Annotated in this window: 20 protein-coding genes; 11 read left to right on the plus strand and 9 right to left on the minus strand. The window is 73.7% G+C overall.

Annotated features, from left to right (window positions below; all coding sequences use genetic code 11):
* The first annotated feature begins 110 nt into the window (after positions 1 to 110).
* The 5 genes from ACYP53_RS24025 to ACYP53_RS24045 all read left to right on the plus strand — a co-directional run bounded on the left by ACYP53_RS24025 (position 111) and on the right by ACYP53_RS24045 (position 4535).
* Positions 111 to 806 carry a TVP38/TMEM64 family protein gene (locus ACYP53_RS24025; protein WP_459648895.1) on the plus strand — a complete coding sequence of 232 codons (696 nt, stop codon included), beginning with the start codon at positions 111 to 113 and terminating at the stop codon, positions 804 to 806.
* A 104-nt stretch (positions 807 to 910) separates the two neighbouring features.
* On the plus strand, positions 911 to 1426 hold the full coding sequence (locus ACYP53_RS24030) for a DinB family protein (protein ID WP_189920303.1): 516 nt from the start codon (positions 911 to 913) through the stop codon (positions 1424 to 1426).
* 283 nt (positions 1427 to 1709) lie between these two features.
* Positions 1710 to 2102 (plus strand): cell division protein SepF, encoded by a 393-nt coding sequence (locus tag ACYP53_RS24035; protein WP_189920301.1) that lies wholly within the window; start codon positions 1710 to 1712, stop codon positions 2100 to 2102.
* A gap of 160 nt (positions 2103 to 2262) precedes the next feature.
* Positions 2263 to 2916, plus strand: a complete 654-nt coding sequence (locus ACYP53_RS24040) for a TetR/AcrR family transcriptional regulator (RefSeq protein WP_189920299.1) — start codon at positions 2263 to 2265, stop codon at positions 2914 to 2916.
* Positions 2913 to 4535, plus strand: a complete 1623-nt coding sequence (locus ACYP53_RS24045) for an MFS transporter (RefSeq protein WP_459648896.1) — start codon at positions 2913 to 2915, stop codon at positions 4533 to 4535. Before ACYP53_RS24040 ends, ACYP53_RS24045 begins: the two co-directional genes overlap by 4 nt.
* 120 nt (positions 4536 to 4655) lie before the next feature.
* Here ACYP53_RS24045 and ACYP53_RS24050 read toward each other — a convergent pair whose 3' ends face one another.
* The 3 genes from ACYP53_RS24050 to ACYP53_RS24060 form a co-directional block, all read right to left on the minus strand.
* Positions 4656 to 7193 (minus strand): SpoIIE family protein phosphatase, encoded by a 2538-nt coding sequence (locus tag ACYP53_RS24050; protein WP_189920295.1) that lies wholly within the window; start codon positions 7191 to 7193, stop codon positions 4656 to 4658.
* A 148-nt stretch (positions 7194 to 7341) separates the two neighbouring features.
* Positions 7342 to 7962, minus strand: a complete 621-nt coding sequence (locus tag ACYP53_RS24055) for a TetR/AcrR family transcriptional regulator (protein WP_459648897.1) — start codon at positions 7960 to 7962, stop codon at positions 7342 to 7344.
* 131 nt (positions 7963 to 8093) lie between these two features.
* Positions 8094 to 9692 (minus strand): AMP-binding protein, encoded by a 1599-nt coding sequence (locus ACYP53_RS24060; RefSeq protein ID WP_459648898.1) that lies wholly within the window; start codon positions 9690 to 9692, stop codon positions 8094 to 8096.
* A 210-nt stretch (positions 9693 to 9902) separates the two neighbouring features.
* On the opposite strand from ACYP53_RS24060, the gene ACYP53_RS24065 reads away from it, so the two are divergent.
* Both ACYP53_RS24065 and ACYP53_RS24070 read left to right on the plus strand, forming a co-directional pair.
* The gene (locus ACYP53_RS24065) at positions 9903 to 10628 is read left to right on the plus strand and encodes a hypothetical protein (protein WP_189920280.1); all 726 of its coding nucleotides are present in this window, start codon (positions 9903 to 9905) and stop codon (positions 10626 to 10628) included.
* On the plus strand, positions 10615 to 11349 hold the full coding sequence (locus ACYP53_RS24070; protein ID WP_459648899.1) for a class F sortase: 735 nt from the start codon (positions 10615 to 10617) through the stop codon (positions 11347 to 11349). Before ACYP53_RS24065 ends, ACYP53_RS24070 begins: the two co-directional genes overlap by 14 nt.
* Before the next feature lie 19 nt (positions 11350 to 11368).
* On the opposite strand, the gene ACYP53_RS24075 is transcribed toward ACYP53_RS24070, so the two are convergent.
* The 6 genes from ACYP53_RS24075 to ACYP53_RS24100 all read right to left on the minus strand — a co-directional run bounded on the left by ACYP53_RS24075 (position 11369) and on the right by ACYP53_RS24100 (position 19208).
* Positions 11369 to 12541: an acyl-CoA dehydrogenase family protein gene (locus ACYP53_RS24075; RefSeq protein WP_189920278.1), complete on the minus strand. Its 1173-nt coding sequence runs from the start codon at positions 12539 to 12541 to the stop codon at positions 11369 to 11371.
* Between the two features lie 13 nt (positions 12542 to 12554).
* On the minus strand, positions 12555 to 14540 hold the full coding sequence (locus ACYP53_RS24080; protein ID WP_459648900.1) for an acetyl/propionyl/methylcrotonyl-CoA carboxylase subunit alpha: 1986 nt from the start codon (positions 14538 to 14540) through the stop codon (positions 12555 to 12557).
* 26 nt (positions 14541 to 14566) lie between these two features.
* Positions 14567 to 16165 (minus strand): acyl-CoA carboxylase subunit beta, encoded by a 1599-nt coding sequence (locus ACYP53_RS24085; protein WP_459648901.1) that lies wholly within the window; start codon positions 16163 to 16165, stop codon positions 14567 to 14569.
* Positions 16162 to 17886, minus strand: a complete 1725-nt coding sequence (locus ACYP53_RS24090; RefSeq protein WP_459648902.1) for an acyclic terpene utilization AtuA family protein — start codon at positions 17884 to 17886, stop codon at positions 16162 to 16164. Before ACYP53_RS24090 ends, ACYP53_RS24085 begins: the two co-directional genes overlap by 4 nt.
* A gap of 205 nt (positions 17887 to 18091) precedes the next feature.
* On the minus strand, positions 18092 to 18328 hold the full coding sequence (locus tag ACYP53_RS24095) for a tautomerase family protein (protein WP_459648903.1): 237 nt from the start codon (positions 18326 to 18328) through the stop codon (positions 18092 to 18094).
* 97 nt (positions 18329 to 18425) lie between these two features.
* Positions 18426 to 19208, minus strand: coding sequence for an SDR family oxidoreductase (locus ACYP53_RS24100; protein ID WP_459648904.1), 783 nt, complete (start codon positions 19206 to 19208; stop codon positions 18426 to 18428).
* Between the two features lie 160 nt (positions 19209 to 19368).
* Between ACYP53_RS24100 and ACYP53_RS24105 the strand changes: the two genes are divergently transcribed.
* From ACYP53_RS24105 to ACYP53_RS24120, 4 genes are all read left to right on the plus strand, one after another.
* Complete coding sequence (locus ACYP53_RS24105) at positions 19369 to 20241, plus strand: MmyB family transcriptional regulator (protein WP_459648905.1); 873 nt, start codon at positions 19369 to 19371, stop codon at positions 20239 to 20241.
* Between the two features lie 393 nt (positions 20242 to 20634).
* A complete protein-coding gene (locus ACYP53_RS24110; RefSeq protein WP_459648906.1) occupies positions 20635 to 21858 on the plus strand; it encodes a C40 family peptidase in 1224 nt (407 codons plus the stop codon).
* A gap of 84 nt (positions 21859 to 21942) precedes the next feature.
* The gene (locus ACYP53_RS24115; protein ID WP_459648907.1) at positions 21943 to 22356 is read left to right on the plus strand and encodes a VOC family protein; all 414 of its coding nucleotides are present in this window, start codon (positions 21943 to 21945) and stop codon (positions 22354 to 22356) included.
* 211 nt (positions 22357 to 22567) lie between these two features.
* Entirely contained in the window at positions 22568 to 24964 is a 2397-nt protein-coding gene (locus ACYP53_RS24120) for an ATP-binding cassette domain-containing protein (RefSeq protein WP_459648908.1), read from the plus strand.
* Positions 24965 to 25005: the final 41 nt, after the last annotated feature.

Below are 25005 nucleotides of genomic sequence, written 5' to 3' on the forward strand. Positions count from 1 at the left end.
ACTCCCGTGGTCCAGTGGGGGGCGAACTTCGACGGGAACCAACGCCGGTCCTACGACCCCTCCACCAACCCGGTGCCCTGGTAGGCCCTGGCCCCGGTTAGGCTCGGGCGGTGCCAGCGCCCGAACACACCCCCGCGCCCCCCGCCGCGCCGCGTCCGTCCTGGTGGCGGCCGGCGCTGCTGATCGCCCTGCTCGGCGCGGCGGCCGGGTCGCTGCTGCTGTGGAGCCCGACGGAGCTGCTGTCCGGCGGGCTCGCGGACCGGATGCCCTGGTACTGGTTCGGGCCGCTGTTCGCCCTGGTCTACGCGGTGGCGACGGTGGCCTTCGTGCCCCGGCCGGCGCTGAACGCGGCGGCCGGGCTGCTCCTCGGCATCCAGCAGGGCGTCCTCCTGGCCGTGCTCGGCACCACGCTGGGCGCCGCCCTGGCCTTCGGCCTCGGCCGGGGGCTCGGGCGGGACGCGCTCCGCCCGTACCTGCGGGGCAAGGTGCTCGGCGCCCTGGACCGGCGCTTCACCGAGCAGGGGTTCCGCAGCGTGCTGGTGCTGCGGCTGCTGCCCGGCATGCCGTTCCAGGCGGTCAACTACGGCGCCGCCTTCTCCGGGGCACGCTTCCGGCCGTTCGTCCTCGGCACCGCCGTCGGCTCGGTGCCGACCACGGCGGTCTACGTGACGGCGGCGGCCAGCTCGGGCGAGCCCGGGTCCGCGGCCTTCCTGCTGTCGGCGGGGGTGATCGCGCTGCTGGGGCTGGGCACCGTGGCCGGGCTCTGGCGGGCGGCCAGGACCCGCCGCCGGACGACGGCCGCCTGAGCGGCAGGCGGGCTCAGCGGCAGCCCGGCGTCACGGCCGGACGAAGCAGACCGGGCGAACAAATGAGTCGCGCCCCCTCGGCGCCGGACGCCAGGATGGCCCGCATGACCGAATCGAACCCGCGGGTGGACCCGCCGATGGCCGCCGACGAGGCCGCCACCCTCACCTCCTTCCTCGACTACCACCGCGCCACCCTGGCCCTCAAGTGCGAGGGGCTGACCGACGACCAGCTGCGCCTGCGCTCCGTCCCGCCGTCCTCCCTCTCGCTGCTCGGCCTGGTCCGGCACATGGCCGAGGTGGAGCATTACTGGTTCCAGATCATCCTGGGCGGCGGGGAGCTCACCAGCGGCATCTACTGGACCGAGGCCGATCCGGACGGCGACTTCGACCACGTCGACACCGCCGACGTCGCGGCCGACTTCGCCACCTGGCGCTCCGAGGTCGAGGCGGCCCGCGCCGCGGCGGCCGGCCTGCCGCTGGACACGGTGGCCAGGCGGCCGCGCCGCGGCGAGGAAGTGACGCTCCGCTGGATCCTCGCGCACATGGTGGAGGAGTACGCGCGACACAACGGCCACGCCGATCTTCTGCGCGAATTGATCGACGGCGCGACCGGCGAGTGAGCCGCCGCGCGAAATCGTTTCCGCATTGTTGACAGAAGGTCAATTAACCGGCGGCCACTACCGATATGGTCTACGCGCGCAACCGTACGGAGGCTCACCGCGTCTGCTCTCTTTGCCCGGGTCCGCCCGGGTTTCCGGCGCGGCACGACTCGTACGGGGGTCGCGAGCGGGCACGGGACCGGTGAACAGTGCGATACTCGGACAGTTCCGACGAGTGGATGACGTGTCAAGAACGGCACGCACCACCGGGGGGACCAGACGGGACGAGGCAGGGAGGCGCGGCATGGGAGCACTTCGCGACGAGCACCACAACGGGTGGCTGATGCCCTCGGGGAACTACCCGGCCGCGGTGTACGACGACGAGTGGGTGGACCAGGAGACGGTGCCTGCCGTCCCCTCACCCACGAAGATCGTCTCCCTGCGGCCGACGGGCTTCGAGGCGGCCCGCACGGTCGGTGAGCACATCCGGGCGAGCACCCCGGTGGTCATGGACCTCACCGAGATGACGGAGGCCGAGGCGAAGCGCATGGTCGACTTCGCCTCCGGGCTGATCTTCGGCACCCGCGGCGGCATCGAGCGGATCGCCCGCAGGGTCTTCCTGCTCACTCCGGCCGACGTCGAGGTCATGGTGATCGACCGCCCGCTGGACGAGACCGGCTTCTACAACCAGAGCTGAGCCGACCGGCGTCGACCGACGCGTCAGCAGCACCCCGACCGGGGACGGCACCCGCCGCCCCCGGTTTTTTGCTGCCCGGACGCCCTCCGCTCAGCGGATCATCTGAGACTCGCCTTTTAATTTTGAGACATCCATGTCTCAAATGAACTAGACTCGCCGCATGGCCACCGACCGCGACACCGTCCTCGAAGCCGCCGTCGGCGTGCTCTCCCGCCGCCCGACCGCCCACCTGGACGAGATCGCGCGCGCCGCCGGCATCAGCCGCGCCACGCTGCACCGGCTCTTCCCGGGCCGTGAGGCGCTGATCCGCGAGGTCGGCCTGCTCGGCCTGCGCCGGTTCGCCGCCGCACTGGACACCGCCGGGGTCGAGGAGGGCGACGCCGAGCCCGCGCTGCGCCGCCTGGTCGACGCCTCGGTGCCGGACGCCATGCTCTGCGCCTTCCTCGCCGGCGAGAACCAGCTCTACGACAACGACGAGATCAACGACCTCTGGGAGCTCCAGATCGCCCGGCTGCACGCGCTCTTCCTGCGCGGCCAGCAGCAGGGCGCGTTCCGGATCGAGCTGAGCGCCGCCTGGCTGAGCGAGGCCTTCTTCGACCTGGTCGCCGGCGTCGGCTGGGCCATCCAGGACGGCCGGCTCGCCCCGCGCGACGCCGCCTTCTCGCTCGCCGAGCTCTTCCTCGGCGGCGCCCTGCGCAGACCGGAGGCCACCGGCGCCACCGCGGGCCACAGCACCGCCGACCCCGGCACCACCGACCCCCTCACCTCGGACCGCAGCACCACCGACTGCAGACCGGACACCGATAAGCCATGAGTTCCCTGACCGCCCGCCAGCGCTGGACCGGCCTCGCCGTCCTCGTCCTGGCCGTGACCGTGGTCGCGCTGGATGCGACCGTCCTCTCCCTCGCCATCCCGTCGATCAGCGAGACGCTGCGCCCCAGCGGCACCCAGCTGCTCTGGATCGGCGACTCCTACTCCTTCGTCCTGGCCGGCCTGCTGGTCAGCATGGGCGCGCTGAGCGACCGGATCGGCCGCAAGAAGCTGCTGCTGGCCGGTGCCACCGCCTTCGGCGCCGCCTCGCTGCTGGCCGCCTACGCGCCCAGCGCGGGCTGGCTGATCGTGGCCCGCGCCCTGCTCGGCGTCGCCGGGGCGACGATCATGCCCTCCACCCTGTCGCTGATCCGCGGCCTCTTCCCGGACGACCGCGAGCGGGCCACCGCGATCGGCATCTGGGGCGCGGCCGCGACCGCCGGCGCCGCGCTCGGGCCGGTGGTCGGCGGGGCGCTGCTGGAGCACTTCTGGTGGGGTTCGGTGTTCCTGATGAACATCCCGGTGCTGCTCCTGCTGCTGGGCCTCGGCTTCTGGCTGCTGCCGGAGTCCAAGGACCCCAAGCCGGGCCGCTGGGACGTGCTGAGCGTCCTCCTGTCGCTGGCCGGGGTGATCGGCGTGGTCTACGCGGTCAAGGAGGCCGCCGCGCACGGCGTCGGCCGCTGGGACGTCCCGGTCACCTTCGCGCTGGGCGCCGCCGCGCTGACCGTCTTCGTCCGCCGCCAGCTGCGGCTGGAGACCCCGCTGCTCGACGTCCGGCTGTTCCGCGACCGGCGGTTCACGGCGGCGGTCTCGGCCTCGGCGATCTCCCTGGTCGGGCTCTCCGGTGTGATCTTCGTGGTCTCGCAGTACCTGCAGCTGGTCCGCGGCTACCAGCCGCTGCAGGCCGGCCTGGCCGAGCTGCCGGCCTTCGCCGGCTCGGTGGTCGGCGGTCTGCTGACCGCCCGGGTGGCCCGCCGCTTCGGCGCCCGCGGGGCGCTGACGGCCTGTCTGCTGGCGATGGGTCTGGGCGTCGGCGTGCTCGGCTGGCTGGGGCAGGACACCACCTACCTGATGCTGGCCGCCTCCTTCCTGCTGGTCGGGACGGCCGAGGGCGTGGTCTACACGCTCGGCGCCGACCTGGTGCTGAGCGCCGCGCCCGCCGACAAGGCCGGGGCCGCCTCGGCGGTCTCCGAGACGGCGTACGAGCTGGGCACCGCGCTCGGCATCGCCCTGGTCGGCTCGGTGGTCGGCTCGATCTACGCGAACGGGCTGGCCGTCCCGGCCGGGACGGACCCGGCGGTCGCCGCCCGGGCCGGCGAGTCGCTGGGCTCGGCGGTCGAGGCCGCGCAGGGGCTCTCGCCGGAGCTGGCGCAGCCGCTGCTGGCGAGCGCCAAGCAGGTCTTCGTCAGCGGCATGAACAGCGCCGGGCTGCTGGCCGCGGCCCTGCTGGTCGGCGCGGCCGTGATGGCCTGGCGGCTGCTGCGCGGGCTGTCCGGGCCGGGCGCGACGGCGGGGACGCCCGTCGCGGCCTCGGGGGCCTCTGAGGTCGCGGAGGTCGCGGAGGTCGCGGAGGTCGCGAAGACGTCCGAGGAGTCGGAGGCGTCGGAGACCGTCCGCGCGTGACCCGCTCCCCCTACGGAACGGCCGTTCTCCTGACGAGAACGGCCGTTTCCGTTTTCCGGCCGACCGTTCCGGTTGTTCCGCCGGGTCCGACCGGTCCGGCTGAACCGACGGGTCCGCCCGCTACTGCCTCGCCCCGAAGGGCAGCTCCAGCTCGGCCCAGACGACCTTGCCGTCCCGGGTGAGCCGGCTGCCCCAGCGCTGCGCCAGCTCGCTGACCAGGAACATCCCCCGCCCGCCCTCGTCCTGCTCGGCGAAGGGACGCAGCTGCGGGGTCTGGCCGCCGGCGTCGGAGACCTCGACGGTGAGCACCCGGTCGCGGAAGAGCCGCAGCCGGCGCGGGGCGTCGGCGTGCAGCAGGGCGTTCGTGACCAGCTCGCTGACCAGCAGCTCGGCGTAGTCGGTGAGCGCGGTCAGGTTCCAGGCCTCCAGGGTGGCCCGGGTGAAGCGGCGGGCCCGCCCGGGCAGCCGGCCGCCGCCACTGAGCGGGAGGGTGGCGATCCGGTCGGCGGGCAGCGGCAGCACCCGCGCCATGATCATCGCGATGTCGTCCTCGGTGCCGTCGGTGACCAGAGCGGCCAGCACGGCGTCGCAGTTCTCCTCCAGGGTCCGGCCGGGCCCGGAGAGCGTGCGGGCCAGCAGGTCGATCCCGTCGTCCAGGTCCTGGCCGCGCCGCTCGACCAGGCCGTCGGTGTACAGCGCGACCATGCCGCCCTCGGGGATGGCGAACTCGATGGACTCGAAGGCCACCCCGCCCACGCCCAGCGGCACGCCGGGCGGCACCTCGACCTTCTCGGCGGTGCCGTCGGGGGCGACCCGGACCGGCGGCAGGTGCCCGGCCGAGGCCACCTGGACGGTGCGCTCCAGCGGGTCGTAGACCGCGCAGATGCAGGTGGCGAACTGGCCCTCGCCGATTCCCGAGGCGGTCTCGTCCAGCCGGGTGAGGACCTGCTCGGGCGGCATGTCGAGGGTGGCGAGGGTCCGGGCGACGGTGCGCAGCTGGCCCATCGTGGCGGCGGCCCGGATGCCGTGGCCCATCACGTCGCCGACCACCAGGGCGACCCGCCCGCAGGACAGCGGGACCACGTCGAACCAGTCGCCGCCGACCTCGCTGGTCACGCTGCTGGGCAGGTAGCGGTAGGCGATCTCCAGTCCGAGGGTGCGGTGCACCTCCTGCGGCAGCAGGCTGCGCTGCAGAGTGAGGGCGGTCTCCCGCTCGCGGCGGTAGAGCCGGGCGTTGTCGAGCGCCAGCGCGGTGCGGGCGACCAGTTCCTCGGCGAGGGCGACGTCGGCGTCGGTGAACGGCTCGGGGTTGCGCATCCGGATGAACTCGGAGCCGCCGAGCACCATGCCCCGGGCGGTGATCGGCACCATCAGGTACGAGTGGATGCCCGCCGCCATCCCGGGGGCGACCCGGTCCTCGCTGGAGACCAGCCCGCGCAGCACCTCCTCGTCCACGTGGGCCCGCAGCAGCGGCTTCCCGCTGCGCAGGCACTGGGTGTAGCTGCGGTCGGGGGCGTACTCGGAGGTCTCGCCGACGACGTCCACGGCGTGCGCGAGGCCGGTCTCGTACTCCTCCCCGACGGCGACGGCGCGCAGGGTGACGGTCCGGTCGGCGGGGATCGCGGTGGGCTCGGAGCCGCGCAGCACCGGCTCCAGCAGGTCGACGGTGGCGAAGTCGGCGAACCGGGGGACGACGGCCTCGATCAGCTCCTCGGCGGTGCGCTGGAGGTCGAGGGTGGTACCGATCCGGGCGGTGGCCTCGGCGATGGTGGCGAGCCGCTCCTGGGCCCGGGCGGCGCGGGCCTCGGCCTGGGAGCGCTCGGTGACGTCGATGATGGAGGAACAGACGCCGAAGACCCGGCCGCTGGGGTCCTCCAGGCGGAAGTAGGAGGCGGACCAGGCGCGGTCCCGCTTGGGGTCGCCGGGAACGCGGCCGTGCGAGCGGGCGTCCACCACGGGCTTGCCGGTCTTCAGCACCTGCCGCATGGTCTGCTCGATCTCGGCGCTGTTGATGCCGGGCAGGACGGCGGATATCCGGCGGCCGAGGTGGGCGGCGACCGGCACGCCGTTCATCCGGGCCAGCGCCTCGTTGATCCGCACGTAGCGCAGGTCGGTGTCGTAGACGGCCATGCCGATCGGGGAGCGGCCGAAGATGCCGTCCAGCACCGCGAGGTCGGCCTCGACGGCGTGCACGGCGCGGGTGTCGGAGGCGGTGGCGAGGAGCAGCAGGGTGCCGCCCGGGCCGGCGATGGGGTGGGTGCGGAACTCCAGGTCCACGGTGTGGCCGTCGCGGTGACGGACCGGGAAGACCCCGGACCAGCCGGTGCCGCCCATGATCCGTTCGAAGAGGCCCAGCACCTCGGTGCGGTCGCCGCCGGTGGTGAGCAGCTGGGCGGCGTGACTGCCGACGGCCTCCTCGGAGGTGTAGCCGAGCAGCGCCTCGGCGTCCTCGCTCCAGTGCAGGATCAGGCCGTCGCCCTGGAGCAGGGCCGTGGCGAGCGGGACGAGCCGGTGGCCTTCGGAACGTGTCGTGACTGCGGGGCTCGTGCCTTCCGGACTCGTGCCTGTGGGACTCGTGCCCACGGGACCGGGACGGGCCGGAGTGCGGCCCGGGGCAGGGTCGGCGGCGTCGGTCGCGTCCCACTCGTGTCCGTGCATGATCAGGCAGCACCCCGGTTCGGCTCGTGCCCGGCCGGGTGGGCCTCGCGGTCCGTTCCGGCCGGGATTCTTCTCCAGACTGCACGGACATCGGCCGCCCGGCGACCCCTTGGTCAGGGGTTTCCCGGTCGCTCCCGGTGTACGGGCGTCATGGGCGTACCGGGCGCAGCGTACCCTCAAGAACGCCCGCCCACTGCCGGATCACTCCGGATCGTCGGAGGCTGTCGTCGGTGAGCAGGTTGGCCAGTCCCAGCCCGCGCGCGAGGTCCAGCGTGGCCTGCACCGATTCGCGTACGCCCGGCCTGCTCTCGTCGGCGTCCAGGAATTCCACGGCGGCCCGGTGGGCCTCCCGGCCGACGTGACCCTCCAGCGTGATGATCCGCTCGCGCAGGGCCTGCTCGGTGGCGGCGGCGGTCCACAGGTGCAGGGCGGCGCGGAACAGCGGGCCGGTGTAGAGGCGGACGATCATGTCGACCACGGCGCGGGTGCGGTCGGGGCCGGCGGCCGGCAGCTCGTCCGCGTGGGCGCGGACGGCGGCCAGCCGCTCGGCGGTGACGTGCTCGACGGCCGCGGTGAAGAGGTCCTCGCGGGTCGGGAAGTGGTGCTGGGCGGCGCCCCGGGAGACCCCGGCCCGCTCGGCGACGACGCTGACGGTGGAGCCGTTCCAGCCGAGCTCGGCCAGGCAGTCCACGGCCGCCGCGAGCAGCCGGGCCCGGGTGGCGCGGCTGCGGTCCTGCTGGGGGGTGCGGGCGGTGGCGTGGTTGGTCATGGCTGCGGGCGGCTCCTGTTCCGGTGGGGGCGCGGCGGGTCGATCCTCACAGACGGGCACCGGTCCGCGCCCGCCGGGGCCCGTCCACTCCGGTCGGACGACGGGCCCGGGCCCGGTCGGCGACGGCGGGCTCAGCCGACGGCGGCGCGCGCGGCCTCGCGGGCGCGCAGTTCGCGGCGGAGGATCTTGCCGGCCGCGGACTTGGGGACGGCGTCCACGAACTCCACCGCGCGGACCTTCTTGTACGGGGCGACCTGTCCGGCGACGTACCCGGTGACCTCCTCGGCGGTCAGGCCGCTGCCGGGGGCGCGGACCACGAAGGCCTTGGGGCACTCGGTGCCGTCGGCGTCCCGGACACCGATCACGGCGGCGTCGGCGATCTGCGGGTGACCGAGCAGCACGGCCTCCAGTTCGGCGGGGGCGACCTGGTAGCCCTTGTACTTGATCAGCTCCTTGACCCGGTCGACGATGTGCAGGTAGCCGCGCTCGTCCACGAAGCCGACGTCCCCGGTGTGCAGCCAGCCCTCGGCGTCGACCACGGCGGCGGTCTCGGAGGGACGGCCGAGGTAGCCCTTCATCACCTGGGGGCCGCGGATCAGCAGCTCGCCGCGCTCCCCGGCGCCGAGGTCGCCGTCGGAGCCGTCCAGGGCGGCGATCCGCAGTTCGGTGGAGGGGACCAGCCGGCCGACCGACCCGCGCGAGGGCTCGCTCTCCCGGGGGGAGACCACATGGGTGACCGGGGACAGTTCGGTCATGCCGTAGCCCTGGAGCAGGTGCGTCAGGCCGAGGCGGCGGGCGCAGGCGGCGGCGAGCTCGTGGTCCAGCGGGGCGGCGGCGCACAGCAGGTACTCGACGGAGGAGAGGTCGAACCGCTCCACGACCGGGTGCTTGGCCAGGGCGAGCGCGATCGGCGGCGCCACCACCAGGGCCTGCACCCGGTGCTCCTCGACGGCGCGGCAGAACTGCTCCAGCTCGAAGCGGGGCAGCACGACCACGGTGGCGCCGCAGCGCAGCGGCTGGTTGAGCAGGGCCGTGAGGCCGTAGATGTGGAAGAAGGGCAGGACGGCCAGCACCCGCTCGCCCTCGGCGGGGCGGTAGAGGGCGTCGCACTGGGCGAGGTTGGTGGCGATCGAGCGGTGGGTGAGCATGACGCCCTTGGGCAGGCCGGTGGTGCCGCTGGAGTACGGCAGCACGGCGATGTCCTCGCCCGGGTCGATGGCCACCTCGGGGGCGGGACCGGAGACGGCCAGCAGGTCGGCGAGCGAGCGGTGTCCGTCGGCGCCGTCCAGCACGACGATCTCGGTCAGCGGCCGGCCCTCCTCGGCGAGCAGGGCGGCGGCCGTACGGGCGGTGGGCAGGAACGGGGAGACGGTGACCAGCCAGCGGGCGCCGCTGTCGCGCAGCTGGCCGGCCAGTTCGGCGGGCGTGGCCAGCGAGGACACCGTGGTCACGGTGGCGCCGGCCCGGGTTGCGCCGTAGTAGGCCATCGGGTACGCGGTCGAGTTGGGGCTGAAGAGGGCGAGCACGTCGCCCCGGGCCAGGCCTGATCCGGCCAGGGCGGCGGCGACCCGCTCGACGGCGGCGGCGAGCTGCGCGTAGCTGACCCGCTCCCCGGTGAGGCCGTCGATCAGGGCCGGCCGGTCCCCGTACCGGGCCGCGGCACCGAGGACCGCGTCATGGATCGGCAGGTCGACCACGGGGACGTCCGGGAACTCGCTTCGGAACACCAAGGCATGCCTCCAGTAAGGAAGTTGACGCTGCAACAAAACCTGCGAGGGCGCGCTCAGGAGCATACGGACAGTCAGGGGGGAGGCTGGGCCATTGTGGGGAACCGGCGCCGGCGCCCGCGTGGCGCGGTTGCCCCCGGGGCCGCCCACCCCGACGGTGTTGGACCACGGCCGCCCGCCCCCGGGTGCGGCCCAGAACCCTGGAGCAGCCCCGTGCGCACCACCTCCCATCCCCTGCCACCGGCCCGTCGGCTGCTCGCCGCAGCCGGCGCCGCCCTCGCGCTCACCCTCGGCGCCGCCCCGGCCGCGCTGGCCGCGCCGGGCGACAACGGTGACGTCAAGATCCACAATGAGACCACTCCGGTGGACGACACCCGGGACGAACCCAAGGTCTGCCGGTTCTACCTGGACGCCTTCAACTTCGACACCCTCCAGCTGGTCAGCTGGACCATCTCGCAGCAGCCGCCGACCGGCAACGCCCTGGTGCTGGCCGGCTCGATCGTGCTGACCAACGGCACCGGCTCCACCCAGACGTACAGCCTTCCGGACGGGCACTACAAGCTCGAATGGACGTTCGTCGGCGAGACCGGCAACGCCAAGCAGAAGGTCTTCGACGTCTCCTGCGCCACCTCGTCACCCTCGTCCTCGCCCTCCTCCTCGCCCAGCGGCTCCCCCTCGCCCAGCGGCTCCCCGTCGCCCAGCGGTTCGCCCTCGCCGAGTGGTTCACCCTCCACCAGCCCCTCCCCCGGCGTCTCGCCCAGCCACTCGCCCGGCCACTCGCCCACGCCCGGCCCGCACGGCGGGGTCGGCACCGGCGGCGGCGGCACCTCCGGGGCGAACGCCGCCGAGGTGATCGGCGGTGTCGCCCTGGTCGTCGGCGCCGGCGGGCTCGGCGTCCGCGCGCTGCGCCGCCGTCCCGGACACAATGCCGGTTCCTGACCGTCCGCACCGCGCCCCGCGCGACGGCTCCGGCCCCTGGCGGGCCGGGGTCGCCGCGCTGGTGCTCGCGGCGGGCGGCCTCTGGATGGTCCACGACGGCACCACCGGCCGGAACGGGCCGCCGCTGCCGCCCGTGCCCGCCACCGCACCGGCCGCCGCACCGTCACCGGGTCCGGCACCGGCAGCGTCACCGTCACCGGCCACCCCGACACCGGCCGCCGCGCCCACCCCGCCACCGGTGCCCGCCGCGCCACAGCTGCCGGCCTCGCCGCCGACCAGGATCCGGATCCCCTCGATCAAGGTCGACGCCCCGGTCACCGGCCTCGGACTCACCACCGCCCGCCAGCTGGCCACCCCGCCGATGGAGCAGCGCAACCTGACCGGCTGGTACCGCGACGGCGCCGCGCCCGGGGCCGCCGGGAACGCGCTCGTCGTCGGGCACGCCGACAACCGCACCGGACCGGCGGTCTTCTACCGGCTCGGACTGCTGCGCCCCGGCGACACCGTCGAGGTGACCCGCAAGGACCGGCGCACCGCCGTGTTCACCGTCGACTCCGTCCAGGTCTTCCCGAAGAAGGACTTCCCGGACGCCCTGGTGTACGGCGGCGGCAGCGCCGACCGCGCCGAACTGCGGCTGATCACCTGCGGCGGCAAGTTCGACCAGAAGACCGGGTACGAGGCCAACACCGTGGTGTTCGCCCACCTGTCCTCCACCCGGTGACTCAGCGCGACCCGGCGACTCAGTACGACTTCGGCAGGCCGAGGGTGTGCTGGGCGACGAAGTTGAGCACCATCTCCCGGCTCACCGGGGCCACCCGGCCGACCCGGGTGGCGGCCAGCAGCGCGCCCAGCCCGTACTCCTGGGTGAGGCCGTTGCCGCCGAGGGTCTGCACCGCCTGGTCGACGGTGCGGGCGGCGGCCTCACCGGCCGCGTACTTGGCCATGTTGGCGGCCTCACCGGCGGCGAGGTCCTCGCCCGCGTCGCAGAGCAGCCCGGCCTTCTGGGTCATCAGCCGGGCCAGCTCGATCTCCACCGCGCACTGGGCCAGCGGGTGGGCCAGGCCCTGGTGGGCGCCGATCGGGGTGGACCAGACCGTACGGGTCTTCGCGTACTCGACCGCCTTGCCGAGGGCCTGGCGGGCGAGGCCGAGCGAGAACGCGGCGGTCAGGACGCGCTCCGGGTTGAGGCCCGCGAACAGCTGGAGCAGGCCCGCGTCCTCGTCGCCGACCAGGGCGTCGGCGGGCAGCCGGACGTCGTCCAGGAAGACCTGGAACTGCTTCTCGGGGGCGACCAGCTCCATCGGGATCGGCCGGAACTCGAACCCCGGGGTCTCGCGCGGGACGACGAACAGACAGGGCTTGAGCCTGCCGGTGCGGGCGTCTTCGGTGCGGGCCACGAACAGCACCGCGTCGCAGTGGTCGATGCCGGAGACGAACACCTTGCGGCCGGTGAGCAGCCAGTCCTCGCCGTCGCGGCGGGCCACGGTGGATATCCGGTGCGCGTTGGAACCGGCGTCCGGCTCGGTGATGCCGAAGGCCATCCGGCGGCTGCCGTCGGCCAGGCCGGGCAGCCAGCGCTGCTTCTGCTCCTCGGTGCCGTAGCGGGCGATCACCGTGCCGCAGATCGCCGGGGAGACGATCAGCAGCAGCAACGGGCAGCCGGCGGTGCCGAGTTCCTCCAGGACGATGGCGAGGTCGGTGATGCCACCGCCCCCGCCGCCGTACTCGGCGGGCAGGTTGACGCCGAGGTAGCCGGCCTTGCCGGCCTCCGCCCACAGTTCGTCGGCGGGCTCGCCGGCCCGGGCCTTGGCGAGGTAGTAGGTGGAGCCGTAGCGGCGGCCGAGATCGCCGACGGCCTGGCGCAGGGCCCGGCGCTCGGGGGTTTCCAGGAGCTGACTGCCGATGGCGGACATGTGGGGTCCTTCCTCAGTCATCTTGGCGGGACTCTTGCGGCGACTCTTGGGGGGACTTGACGACGGCGAGCAGGGTGCCGGGTTCGACCTGCTGGCCCGGGGTGGCGCGGAGTTCGACGAGGACGCCGTCGGCCGGTGCGGTGACGCGGTGCTCCATCTTCATCGCCTCCAGCACGAGCAGCGGCTGTCCCGCGGTGACGGTGTCGCCCGCGACGGCGGTGGTGCGGAGCACCGTGCCGGGCATCGGGGCGAGCAGGGCACCGGGTTCGGTGCGGACGGTGGGGTCGGGGAAGCGCGGAAGAGCGGTGAGCGCGGTGCCGCCGGCGGGGGTGTCGACGTACACCCGGTCGCCGTAGCGGGTGACGCGGTAGCGGCGGCGGACCCCGCCCTCGCTCAGGACGACCGACTCCGGTGCGGCGCTCACGAGTTCGACGTCCGGGTGGTCCTCAGCCCGCAGCCCCGCCCGGGTGAGGCGGTAGCGGACCTCCGACTCGGTTCCGTCGTCCGCCCGGTAGCGCTTGAGCTGCGGCTGGGAGGGCAGGTTGCGCCAGCCGGACGGGAGGGCGGTGCGACGGGCGGCGGCGTCGGCCAGCGCGGCGGCCAGGGCCGCGCGGCCGGCGCCCCCGGCGTCCGGTGGGGTGAGCTCCGCGGCGTGCTCGGCCAGGAATCCGGTGTGCAGGTGCCCGGCCAGGAAGGCCGGGTGCCGCAGCGCCCGGACCAGCGACTCCCGGTTGGTCGACGGCCCGTGCATCCGCGCGCGGGCCAGCGCGTCCGCCAGCCGGCGGGCCGCAGCCGCCCGGGTCGGCGCCCAGGCGATCACCTTGGCGAGCATCGCGTCGTAGTGCGGGGTGACCTCGCTGCCCGCCGCCACCCCGGAATCCAGCCGTACGCCGGATCCCTCCGGCCGGCCACCACCGCCGGTGAACTCCTGGTGCGGAACCGTGAGTTCGAGGCAGTGCAGGGTGCCGGTGGCGGGCCGCCAGTCCTTCGCCGGGTCCTCCGCGTACAGCCGGGCCTCGATCGCGTGACCGCGGCTCGCCGGCGGCAGCGGCGGCAGCTCCTCCCCTTCGGCGACGGCGAGTTGGAGCGCCACCAGGTCCAGTCCGGTGAGCGCCTCGGTGACCGGGTGCTCGACCTGGAGGCGGGTGTTCATCTCCAGGAAGTAGAACCGGCCGTCCTCGTCGAGCAGAAACTCGGCGGTGCCGGCGCCGACGTAGCCGATCGTGCGGGCCGCCGTGACCGCGGCCGCGTGCAGCTCGGCGCGGACCTCCGCCGGGAGGCCGGGCGCCGGCGCCTCCTCGATCACCTTCTGGTGCCGCCGTTGCAGCGAACAGTCGCGGTCGCCGACCGCCCAGACCGTACCGTGCGCGTCGGCCAGCAGCTGGACCTCGACGTGCCGGCCGGTCGGCAGGTAGCGCTCGCAGAACACCTCGTCCGAGCCGAAGGCCTTCGCCGCCTCGACGCCCGCGGCTGCCAACTCGCCAGGCAGGTCCGCCAGCCGGTGGACCACGCGCATGCCCCGGCCGCCACCGCCCGCCGCGGCCTTGACCAGCACCGGCAGGTCCGCCTCGGTCGGTTCGGCCAGCGCGCCCAGGACGGGCACCCCGGCCGCGGCCATCAGGCGCTTGGCGGCGGTCTTGGAGCCCATCGCGGCGATCGCGGCCGGCGGCGGGCCGACCCAGACCAGGCCCGCGTCCAGCACGGCCTGCGCGAACTCGGCGCTCTCGGACAGGAATCCGTACCCGGGGTGGACGGCGTCGGCCCCGGCCGCGAGCGCGGCCCGGACGATCGAGTCGCCGCGCAGATAGGTGTCGGCGGGCGCGGCCCCTGGCAGCCGGACGGCCGCGTCGGCCTCGCGCACGTGCGGGGCGTCGGCGTCCGGGTCGGAGTGGACGGCGGTGGTCGCGATGCCGAGCTCCCGGCAGGTACGGAAGACCCGGCGGGCGATCTCGCCCCGGTTGGCGACCAGCAGGTTGCCGATCGACGTCGTGGAAGTCATTGGTGGCTCCGTTGGCAGAGGCTCGCTCACAGGCGGAAGACGCCGTACCCGCGTGCGCCCTCGACCGGCGCGTTGTGGATCGCGGACAGGCACAGGCCGAGCACGGTACGGGTGTCGCGCGGGTCGATCACGCCGTCGTCGTAGAGGCGGCCGGACAGGAACACCGGCAGCGACTCGGCCTCGATCTGCTGCTCGACCATCGCCCGGATCGCCGCGTCCGCGTCCTCGTCGTAGGGCTGCCCCTTCGCCGCCGCCGACTGCCGGGCCACGATCGACAGCACCCCGGCGAGCTGCTGCGGGCCCATCACCGCCGACTTGGCGCTCGGCCAGGAGAACAGGAAGCGCGGCTCGTACGCCCGGCCGCACATGCCGTAGTGGCCGGCCCCGTAGGAGGCGCCCATCAGCACGGAGAGGTGGGGGACGGTGGAGTTGGCGACGGCGTTGATCATCATCGCGCCGTGCTTGATGATGCCGCCCTGCTCGTAGTCCTTGCCGACCATGTAGCCGGTGGTGTTGTGCAGGAACAGCAGCGGGGTGTTCCGCTGGTTCGCCAACTGGATGAACTGGGCGGCCTTCTGGGACTCGGCGCTGAACAGGACGCCCTGCGCGTTGGCCAGGACCCCGACCGGATAGCCGTGCAGCCGGGCCCAGCCGGTGCACAGGCTGGAGCCGTAGAGCGGCTTGAACTCGTCGAAGTCGGAGCCGTCGACCAGCCGGGCGATCACCTCGCGCGGGTCGAAGGGCACCTTGAGGTCGCCCGGGACGATGCCCAGCAGCTCCTCCTCGGCGTACTTCGGCGGCTCGGCGAACCGGTCCGGCCCGGGGCCCGGCTTGCGGTGGTCCAGCCGGGCGACGATCCGCCGGGCCAGCCGCACCGCGTCCACCTCGTCCACCGCGAAGTGGTCGGCGAGGCCGGAGGTGCGGGCGTGCATCTCCGCGCCGCCGAGCGACTCGTCGTCGGCCTCCTCCCCGGTGGCCATCTTGACCAGCGGCGGACCGCCGAGGAACACCTTGGCGCGCTCCTTGACCAGCACGGTGTGGTCGGACATGCCGGGAACGTACGCGCCGCCGGCCGTCGAATTGCCGAACACCACGGCCACGGTGGGGATTCCGGCGGCGGACAGCCGGGTGAGGTCGCGGAACAGGGCGCCGCCGGGGATGAAGATCTCCTTCTGGCTGGGCAGGTCCGCGCCGCCGGACTCGACCAGGTTCACCAGCGGGAGGCGGTTGCCCAGCGCGACCTCGTTGGCCCGCAGCGCCTTGCGCAGCGTCCACGGGTTGCTGGACCCGCCGCGCACGGTCGGGTCGTTGGCGGTGATCACGCACTCCACGCCCTCGATCACCCCGATGCCGGTGACCAGCGCGGCACCGACCGGGAACTCGCTGCCCCACGCCGCCAGCGGGGACAGCTCCAGGAACGGCGAGTCCGGGTCGACCAGCAACTCGATCCGCTCGCGGGCCGTCAGCTTGCCGCGCCCGCGGTGGCGCTCCAGGTACTTCGGGCCGCCGCCGGCCAGCGCCTTGGCGTGCTCGGCGTCCAGCTCGGCGAGCTTGGCGAGCATCGCGGCACGGTGCTCGGCGTACTCCGGCCCGGCCGGGTCGATTCGGGTGGGCAGGACGGTCACGACACGGCCTCCGGGCTGTCGAGGAGCTGGGTCGGGATGTCGAGGTGGCGCGAACGGAGCCACTCCCCGAGGGCCTTGGCCTGCGGGTCGAAGCGGTGCCGGGCGGCGACGCCCTCGCCGAGCAGCCCGGCGACGGTGAAGTTGACCGCCCACAGGTTCGGGAGGAGATGCCGGGTGACGGTCAACTCCTCCGTCTCCGGCAGGAGTTCCTTGATCCGCTCGACCGTGAGGACGTGCGCCAGCCAGCGCCAGCCGTCCTCCGTACGGGCCCAGACGCCCAGGTTGGCGTCGCCGCCCTTGTCACCGCTGCGGGCACCGGCCACCAGGCCGAGCGGCGCGCGCCGGGCGGGGCCGGCCGGCAGCGGCTCGGGCAGCCGGTGCCCGACCTCCGCGGATCCGCCGGTGACCGGCGCCGGCGGTACGGCGATCCGGCGGCCGTCCGGCAGCACCGCGGTGTGCTCGACCGTCTTGGCGTCGACGTACGCGGCGGTGAACACCCCGTACGGCGCACCCGGCCCCGGCGGGGCGGTGAGATGGAAGCCCGGGTAGCCGGCCAGGCCCAACTCCACAGCGGCCTTGCCGAGTTCACGTCCTACCTTGGCCGGGTCCGGGTCGCGGGCGGTCAGCCGGAGGAGGGCGGAGGCGGCCTCCTCGGTCGGGGCGTCCGGGTGGTCGGTGCGGGCGAGCGTCCAGCGCAGTTCGGCCGGGCCGGCCCCGGGCGGCAGGGCCTCGGCGAACTGCCGTCGCACCAGGTCGGCCTTGGCCTCGACGTCCAGACCGGTGAGGACGAAGACCACCTCGTTGTGGTGGCCGCCGAGCGCGTTGAGGCCGACCTTCAGCGTGGCCGGCGGGGCCTCGCCCCGGACGCCGTCGATCCGGACCCGGTCCTGGCCCTCCGCGCTGAGCCGGACGGTGTCCAGCCGGGCGGTCACATCCGGGCCCAGGTAGTGCGGTCCGCCTGTCTCGTACAGGAGTTGGGCGGTCACGGTGCCCACGGTGACGGCGCCGCCGGTGCCCGGGTGCTTGGTGATCACACTGGAGCCGTCGGCGTGCAGCTCGGCGATCGGGAAGCCGGGCCTGGTCACGTCGTGCTCGCCGAAGAACGCGTAGTTGCCGCCCGTCGCCTGGGCGCCGCACTCCAGCACGTGCCCGGCGACCACCGCACCGGCCAGCGCGTCCACGTCCGTCGGCTCCCAGCCGAAGTGCGCGATCCCCGGCCCGACGACCAGTGCCGCGTCCGTCACCCGGCCGGTGACCACCAGCTCGGCGCCCTCCCGCAGACAGGCCGCGATGCCGAACCCGCCGAGATAGGCGTTCGCCGCCAACAGCCCATCCGGCAGCCCGAGTTCCGCCCTGCGCGGCAGCAGGTCGTCCCCCTCCACGTGCGCCACGGCCGTCTCGACGCCCAGCCGCCGGGCCAACTCGCGCAGCTCGTCGGCCAGTCGCGCCGGATTGAGGCCGCCCGCATTCACCACGATCGCCACACCGCGCTCGCGCGCCAGCCCGAGACACTCCTCCATCTGCCGCAGGAAGGTCCGGACGTACCCCCGCGACGGGTCCTTCAGCCGGTCCCGCGCCAGGATGAGCATGGTCAGCTCGGCCAGATAGTCCCCGGTCAGCACGTCCAACGGCCCACCGGTCAGCATCTCCCGTACCGCGGCGAACCGGTCCCCGTAGAACCCCGAGGCGTTCCCGATCCGCAGCCCCACCCGCTCGACCACCAATGCCCCTCCCCTGCCGAAGAGTTGGCGACGCCCCCGCACGAGCGCCGTCGGGCAGCAGCGTGGCACCGCCCGGAGAAAAAAGCAATCATGCCTGCTTGTTTTCCCGACACCCACCTGCCCCGCCGAGCCGGGGCCGACGGAACCGCCCGGGGCTGCGGGCCGCCGCGACCTGCGGCGGACCGCTTCCGTGCCGGCGGTGCCGTCAGGCCTCGCCGGCGTCGCCGGTTTCGGTCGGCGCCTCGCCGAGCATGGCGAGGGTCAGCACGTTGCCGGAGATGCCCCAGCCGCCGTCGGCGACCTCCTCGACCAGGACCATGGTGGTGTTGCGGGCGCGCTCACCGTAGATCTCGACGTACAGCTCGGTGGTGCGGGTGACGATCTGCTCCTTCTGCTTCGGGGTGAGGGTCTTCTCGGGGACCTTGAAGTTCGCGAAAGGCATGGCGGGTCGTTCCTTCTCTCGGTGGGGCGTTACAGGGAGCTGCCCGCAGCGGGCAGGCCGTCCGGTCCCGTCGGCCGACGGGGTGGCTGGGGGCGGTTCAGACGATGCCGCCGTTGGCGCGGATGACCTGTCCGTTGATCCAGTGGCCGGCCGGGGAGGCCAGGAACGCGACGACCTCGGCGATGTCGGCAGTGCTGCCGAGGCGCTCCAGCGGGGGTTGGGCGGCCAGGCGGGCGACGGTCTCCTCGTCCTTGCCGTCCAGGAACATGTCGGTGGCCGTGGGGCCGGGTGCGACGGTGTTGGCGGTGACGTCCCGGCCCCGCAGCTCCCGCGCCAGGATCAGCGTCAGCGCCTCGACCGCGCCCTTGCTCGCGGCGTACGCGCCGTAGCCCGGGAAGGCCAGCCCCAGCACGGAGGTGGAGAACGTCACTATCGCGCCGCCGGGGCGCACCCGACGGGCGGCCTGCTGGACGACGGCGAAGGTGCCGCGGATGTTGGTGCGGTGCAGGTCGTCCAGGACGGCCAGGTCCAGCTCGGCGATCGGCCCCAGGTGCATCCGCGCGGCCGTGTGCACGACGGCGTCGACGCCGCCGAACTCCGCGTCGGCCGCGTCGAACAGGGCCGCGACCGCGTGTTCGTCGGCGACGTCCGCGCGCACCGCGATCGCCCGGCCGCCGCCGGCGACGGCCTCCTTCACGGCGGCTTCGGCCTCGGCCCGGTTGCCGGCGTAGCCGACCACGACGGCGTACCCGTCGGCGGCCAGCCGGCCGACGGTCCGGCGGCCGATGCCGCGCGAGCCGCCGGTGACGACCGCGACGCGGGGTGCGGCGGAGGACCGGGCCGGGGCGGGCGTCCCGGCCGGGGAGGTGGGGATGGGCATAGCTGGCTCCTGCGGTGGATGGGGGTTCGGGCCGCGGCCTTGCCGGCGGCCCTGCTGCGTCCTCCACGATCGGTCGGTCCCCCGCCCCCAGCCAGGGCTGCGTCTACCCAGGGGATGCCACCCCCTGGCTGCGCTCCGGCGTAGCGGCGACCATGGAGGGGTGAACCTTCCAGAGCTCGGTGCCTTCCTCAGGACACGCCGCGACCGCATCCGGCCCGGCGAGGTCGGCCTCCCCCAAGGCCCGCGCCGACGCGTCCCCGGGCTGCGCCGCGAGGAGGTCGCGCAGCTGGCGGGGCTGTCGGTCGACTACTACACCGAGCTGGAACGCGGCAGCGCGAAGAACGGCGTGCAGCCCTCGACCCAGACCCTGGCCGCGCTCGCCCGAGCCCTGCGCCTGAACGGCGACGAGCGCGACCACCTGTTCCACCTGGCCGAACGGCCGGTCCCCCGCTCGGAACACGGACCCTCGGCACACGTGCAGCCCGCGCTCCTCGGACTCCTGGACCGGCTGTCCAACACCCCCGCGCGTGTCATCACCGACCTGCACGAAGCCCTGGTGGAGAACGACCTGGCCCGGGCGCTGCTCGGCAAGTCCCCGGCGCACCGCGGCCCGGCGGCGAGCTACGTGTACCGGTGGTTCACCGACCCGCGGGCGCGCGAGATCCACCCGCCCGAGGACCACCCGCACCACTCCCGGGTGTTCGCGGCGGACCTCCAGGCGGCGGCCGCCCGGCGTGGCCGGGACGCCGAGGTCACGAGGATGGTCGCCGTACTGCGCCGACGCAGCCAGGAGTTCGCGGCCCTCTGGGACACCCACGACGTCGCGGTGCGCCGCATGGACCGCAAGAGGATCGTCCACCCCCTGCTCGGCGTCATCGAGCTCGACTGCCACAACCTCCTCAGCGAGGACGGGCGGCAGCGCCTGCTCTGGTTCACGGCCCCGCCCGGCAGCCCGGGAGCCGAGCAGTTGGAACTGCTGTCCGTCGTGGGGACCCAGGAGCTGGGCGTCACGGAGGGTGTGGCGCCGAGCTGACCCGCGCCCGCCCGGGAGCGGTTCGGCGCACCGGTTCTGAGCTGCTAATATTCTTCTTGTCGCGAGGGAGAATGATCCCTCGTCAGGCGTCAGTGGTGCTACCAGAGCACGTCCTACTTTCAGTAGGAAGAGTCCGTGCGACCCGGGCCTGGCGCTCCAGCATCGGACGGGGTCCGGTACCTGATCAGGTACCGGGCCCCGTCCGCGTTGTGGCGATGCCGGGCGTGGTCTGACGTGGTCTGACGTGGTCTGACGTGGTCTGGCGCAACGGACCGGCCCGTGTTGCCGGTTGCCGTGCGGGCGGGCGGCGGACCGGCAGGTGACCGGGCCACGGACGGCATGTGGGGCAGAGCCATTGACCGGCCGTCAGGGGCGCCGGGAGGATTCGCGGTCATGACGACGCGCATAGACCCTTTGTCACGGTGGCTGCTGGCCCCGCTGCGGTGGGCGGCCCTGCTGTCGATGCTGGTGTCGGTCGGGGTGTTCTTCGCCGGGGCCGGGGAGGCCCAGGCGGCGCCCGCCTGCGGGGTGCTGTCCACCGGGGCGGCTCCGCAGGCCACCGCCGCCGTCCGGTCCGCCTGCGGGCTGATCGGCACCCCGTACTCCTGGGGCGGCGGCCACGGCGCGCAGCCCGGCCTGACGTACGGCCTCTGCGACGCCTCCAACGGCGCCCCCGACGACTGCCACGTCCGCGGCCTGGACTGCTCCGGCATGGTCCGCTACGCCTACGACCTGGCGGTCGGCGAGGACGTCGTCAACGGCACCACCCGGACCCAGTGGCCGTCCTCCCGGGCGGTCGCCCGCTACTACCGGGCGGACGGGACCGCACCGCTGCTCCCCGGTGACCTGGTGTTCTTCGGCGACACCGCCCCCGGCATCCACCATGTCGCGATGTACCTCGGGCAGGGCTGGATCGTCGAGGCGCCCTACTCCGGCGGCTACGTCCAGGTGGCGGCGCTCTCCTCGCACGGCGACTACTACGGCGCGATCCGGCTGTACGGGCCCGGCGACTCCACCCCGACGCCGACCTCGACCCCGTCGGGCGGCGGCAAGTACTGGGTGGACACCTTCGCCAACGCGCCCGTGTACGGCTCCCCGACCTCCACCACCAGCACGGGGACCCTGTACCAGGGCACCAACTACGTCTACTGCAAGGCCTGGGGACGCGAGGTCTCCAGCGGCGGCAGCTACAACCACTGGTGGCTGAAGACCGACCCGGACGCCGGCCCCGGCGGCCAGTGGGTCTCCGCGTTCTACCTCTCCCGCTGGGGCAACGACACCGCCAAGGACAACGGCGGCGCCACCATCCCCGACTGCCCGGGCGGCGGCACCCCGCCCGCCACCGGCAAGTACTGGGTGGACACCTTCGCCAACGCGAACGTCTACGCCTCGCCGAACTCCACCACCGCCACCGGCACGCTGAACCAGGGCACCAACTACGTCTACTGCAAGGCCTGGGGACGCGAGGTGTCCAGCGGCGGCAGCTACAACCACTGGTGGCTGAAGACCGACCCGGACGCCGGCCCCGGCGGCCAGTGGGTCTCCGCGTTCTACCTCTCCCGCTGGGGCAACGACACCGCCAAGGACAACGGCGGCGCCACCATCCCCGACTGCTGAGGAACCGGGCGCACGGAACCGGCCGGGCGGACCGATCAGTTTTGGAGAAGCACCCGGCCCGGGCCCACGCCTAGCGTTGCGGTCATGAGCGACATCACCATTCACTGGACCTTCCTCCCGCACACCGACCCCGAGGCCTCCCTCGCCTTCTACCGCGACCTGCTCGGCTTCGAGGTCCGCAACGACGTCGGCGGCGGCGCGATGCGCTGGATCACCGTCGGCCCCGCCGACCAGCCCGGCGTCTCCCTCGTGCTGGAGCCGCCGGCGATCGACCCGGGTGTCACCGAGGACGAGCGCAGGACCATCACCGACATGATGGCCAAGGGCACCTACGCCCGGCTCGTCCTCGGCACCCCCGACCTGGACGGCCTGTTCGACCGGCTGAAGTCCGGCGGCGCCGAGCTGGTGCAGGAGCCGGCCGACCAGCAGTGGGGTGCGCGCGACTGCGCCTTCCGCGACCCGGCGGGCAACCTGATCCGCTTCAACGAGGTGCGCTGAACCCGGCGAGGCGCGCCGGACGAACGACGGCAGGCCACCACAGCCGTAGCCGTGACACCCGACGGGCCCGCCGCCCGCGGCACCGGACCGACCGACCGACCGACCGACCGACCAACGGACCGACCGGATCACGCCGGTTCTGGTTGGATCGAAGGAATCCACCGGTGACCGCGGGGACGGGCCCGCCCGATCGACAGGGAGAGACCAGACGATGCCCAAGAGGACGGACGCGAACCCCGCGCCGCACGCCGCCGACAGCCACGACCTGATCCGCGTCCACGGCGCGCGCGAGAACAACCTCAAGGACGTCAGCGTCGACATCCCCAAGCGCCGGCTGACGGTGTTCACCGGTGTGTCCGGCTCCGGCAAGAGCTCGCTGGTGTTCGACACCATCGCCGCCGAGTCCCAGCGGCTGATCAACGAGACCTACAGCGCGTTCGTCCAGGGCTTCATGCCCACCCTGGCCCGCCCCGAGGTGGACGTCCTGGAGGGCCTGACCACCGCGATCATCGTCGACCAGCAGCGGATGGGCGCCGATCCGCGCTCCACCGTCGGCACCGCCACCGACGCCAACGCGATGCTGCGCATCCTCTTCAGCCGGCTCGGCACCCCGCACATCGGCTCCCCCAAGGCCTTCTCCTTCAACGTCCCCTCGATCAGCGGGGCCGGCGCCGTCACCGTCGAGCGCGCCGGCAAGACCGTGAAGGAGCGGCGCAGCTTCAGCATCACCGGCGGCATGTGCCCGCGCTGCGAGGGCCGCGGCAGCGTCTCCGACATCGACCTCACCCAGCTGTACGACGACGCCAAGTCGATCTCCGAGGGCGCGATCACCATCCCCGGCTGGAAGACCGACAGCTGGTGGACGGTCGGCGTCTACGCCAACTCCGGCTTCCTCGACCCGGACAAGCCGATCCGCGAGTACACCGAGAAGGAGTTGCAGGACTTCCTGTACCGGGAGCCGACCAAGGTCAAGGTCAACGGCGTCAACCTCACCTACGAGGGCCTGATCCCCAAGATCCAGAAGTCGATGCTGTCCAAGGACAAGGACTCGCTGCAGCCGCACATCCGCGCCTTCGTGGAGCGGGCCGTCACCTTCACCGCCTGCCCGGACTGCGGGGGGACCCGGCTCAGCGAGGCCGCCCGCTCGTCCAGGATCGCGGGCGTCAGCATCGCCGACGCCTGCGCGATGCAGATCAGCGACCTCGCCGCCTGGGTCGGCGGGCTCGACGAGCCCTCGGTGACGCCGCTGCTCACCACCCTTGGGCAGACCCTCGACTCCTTCGTGGAGATCGGCCTCGGCTACCTCTCCCTCGACCGCCCCTCCGGCACGCTCTCCGGCGGCGAGGCGCAGCGGGTCAAGATGATCCGCCACCTCGGCTCCTCGCTCACCGACACCACGTACGTCTTCGACGAGCCCACCACCGGTCTGCACCCGCACGACATCGACCGGATGAACAGGCTGCTGCTGCGCCTGCGGGACAAGGGCAACACCGTGCTGGTGGTGGAGCACAAGCCGCAGACCATCGCGATCGCCGACCACGTGGTCGACCTCGGCCCGGGCGCCGGGACGGCGGGCGGCACGGTCTGCTACGAGGGCGGCGTGGACGGGCTGCGCGACAGCGGTACGGTCACCGGCCGCCACCTGGCCGACCGGGCGCCGCTGCGCGAGGACGTGCGCAAGCCCACCGGGACGCTGGAGATCCGGGGCGCGAACACCCACAACCTGCGGGACGTGGACGTGGACGTGCCGCTCGGGGTGCTCACGGTGGTGACGGGGGTGGCCGGCTCCGGAAAGAGCTCGCTGATCCACGGCTCGCTGGGCCGGCGGTCGGGGGCGTCGGGCGAGGACGTGGTCTCGGTCGACCAGGGCGCGATCAAGGGCTCGCGGCGGAGCAACCCGGCCACCTACACCGGGCTGCTGGAGCCGATCCGCAAGGCCTTCGCGAAGGCCAACGGCGTCAAGCCGGCCCTGTTCAGCGCCAATTCCGAGGGCGCCTGCCCGACCTGCAACGGCGCGGGCGTGGTCTACACCGACCTGGCGATGATGGCCGGGGTGGCCACCACCTGCGAGGACTGCGAGGGCAAGCGGTACCAGCCCGCCGTACTGGAGTACCGGCTGGGCGGGCGGGACATCGCCGAGGTGCTGGCGATGTCGGTGGCCGAGGCCGAGGAGTTCTTCGGCTCGGGCGAGGCCAAGCTGCCGGCCGCGCACCGGATCCTGGAGCGGCTGGCGGACGTCGGGCTCGGTTACGTGAGCCTCGGGCAGCCGCTCACCACGCTCTCCGGCGGCGAGCGGCAGCGGCTCAAGCTGGCCACCCACATGGGGGACAAGGGCGGGGTCTACATCCTGGACGAGCCGACCACCGGGCTGCACCTGGCCGATGTCGAGCAGTTGCTCGGGCTGCTGGACCGGCTGGTCGAGTCCGGCAAGTCGGTGATCGTGATCGAGCACCACCCGGCGGTCATGGCGCACGCCGACTGGATCATCGATCTGGGCCCGGGCGCCGGTCACGACGGCGGACGGGTGGTCTTCGAGGGCACCCCGGCCGAGCTGGTCGCCGCCCGCTCCACGCCGACCGGCGAGGCCCTGGCCGCGTACGTCGGTTAGCGCCGCGGGCCGGCCGGCAACCGCGGGCCGCCCGGCACCTC

This window comes from Kitasatospora sp. Ki12, assembly GCF_054601375.1.

What these genes read in the sequence shown, in the direction of transcription:
- ACYP53_RS24075 (WP_189920278.1), bottom strand. Translation starts at nt 12,541, where the DNA reads ATGTCCGCCATCGGCAGTCAGCTCCTGGAAACCCCCGAGCGCCGGGCC.
- ACYP53_RS24040 (WP_189920299.1), top strand. Translation starts at nt 2,263, where the DNA reads ATGGCCACCGACCGCGACACCGTCCTCGAAGCCGCCGTCGGCGTGCTC.
- ACYP53_RS24100 (WP_459648904.1), bottom strand. Translation starts at nt 19,208, where the DNA reads ATGCCCATCCCCACCTCCCCGGCCGGGACGCCCGCCCCGGCCCGGTCC.
- ACYP53_RS24030 (WP_189920303.1), top strand. Translation starts at nt 911, where the DNA reads ATGACCGAATCGAACCCGCGGGTGGACCCGCCGATGGCCGCCGACGAG.
- ACYP53_RS24095 (WP_459648903.1), bottom strand. Translation starts at nt 18,328, where the DNA reads ATGCCTTTCGCGAACTTCAAGGTCCCCGAGAAGACCCTCACCCCGAAG.
- ACYP53_RS24050 (WP_189920295.1), bottom strand. Translation starts at nt 7,193, where the DNA reads ATGCACGGACACGAGTGGGACGCGACCGACGCCGCCGACCCTGCCCCG.
- ACYP53_RS24045 (WP_459648896.1), top strand. Translation starts at nt 2,913, where the DNA reads ATGAGTTCCCTGACCGCCCGCCAGCGCTGGACCGGCCTCGCCGTCCTC.
- ACYP53_RS24110 (WP_459648906.1), top strand. Translation starts at nt 20,635, where the DNA reads ATGACGACGCGCATAGACCCTTTGTCACGGTGGCTGCTGGCCCCGCTG.
- ACYP53_RS24120 (WP_459648908.1), top strand. Translation starts at nt 22,568, where the DNA reads ATGCCCAAGAGGACGGACGCGAACCCCGCGCCGCACGCCGCCGACAGC.
- ACYP53_RS24115 (WP_459648907.1), top strand. Translation starts at nt 21,943, where the DNA reads ATGAGCGACATCACCATTCACTGGACCTTCCTCCCGCACACCGACCCC.
- ACYP53_RS24070 (WP_459648899.1), top strand. Translation starts at nt 10,615, where the DNA reads ATGCCGGTTCCTGACCGTCCGCACCGCGCCCCGCGCGACGGCTCCGGC.
- ACYP53_RS24035 (WP_189920301.1), top strand. Translation starts at nt 1,710, where the DNA reads ATGGGAGCACTTCGCGACGAGCACCACAACGGGTGGCTGATGCCCTCG.
- ACYP53_RS24055 (WP_459648897.1), bottom strand. Translation starts at nt 7,962, where the DNA reads ATGACCAACCACGCCACCGCCCGCACCCCCCAGCAGGACCGCAGCCGC.
- ACYP53_RS24080 (WP_459648900.1), bottom strand. Translation starts at nt 14,540, where the DNA reads ATGACTTCCACGACGTCGATCGGCAACCTGCTGGTCGCCAACCGGGGC.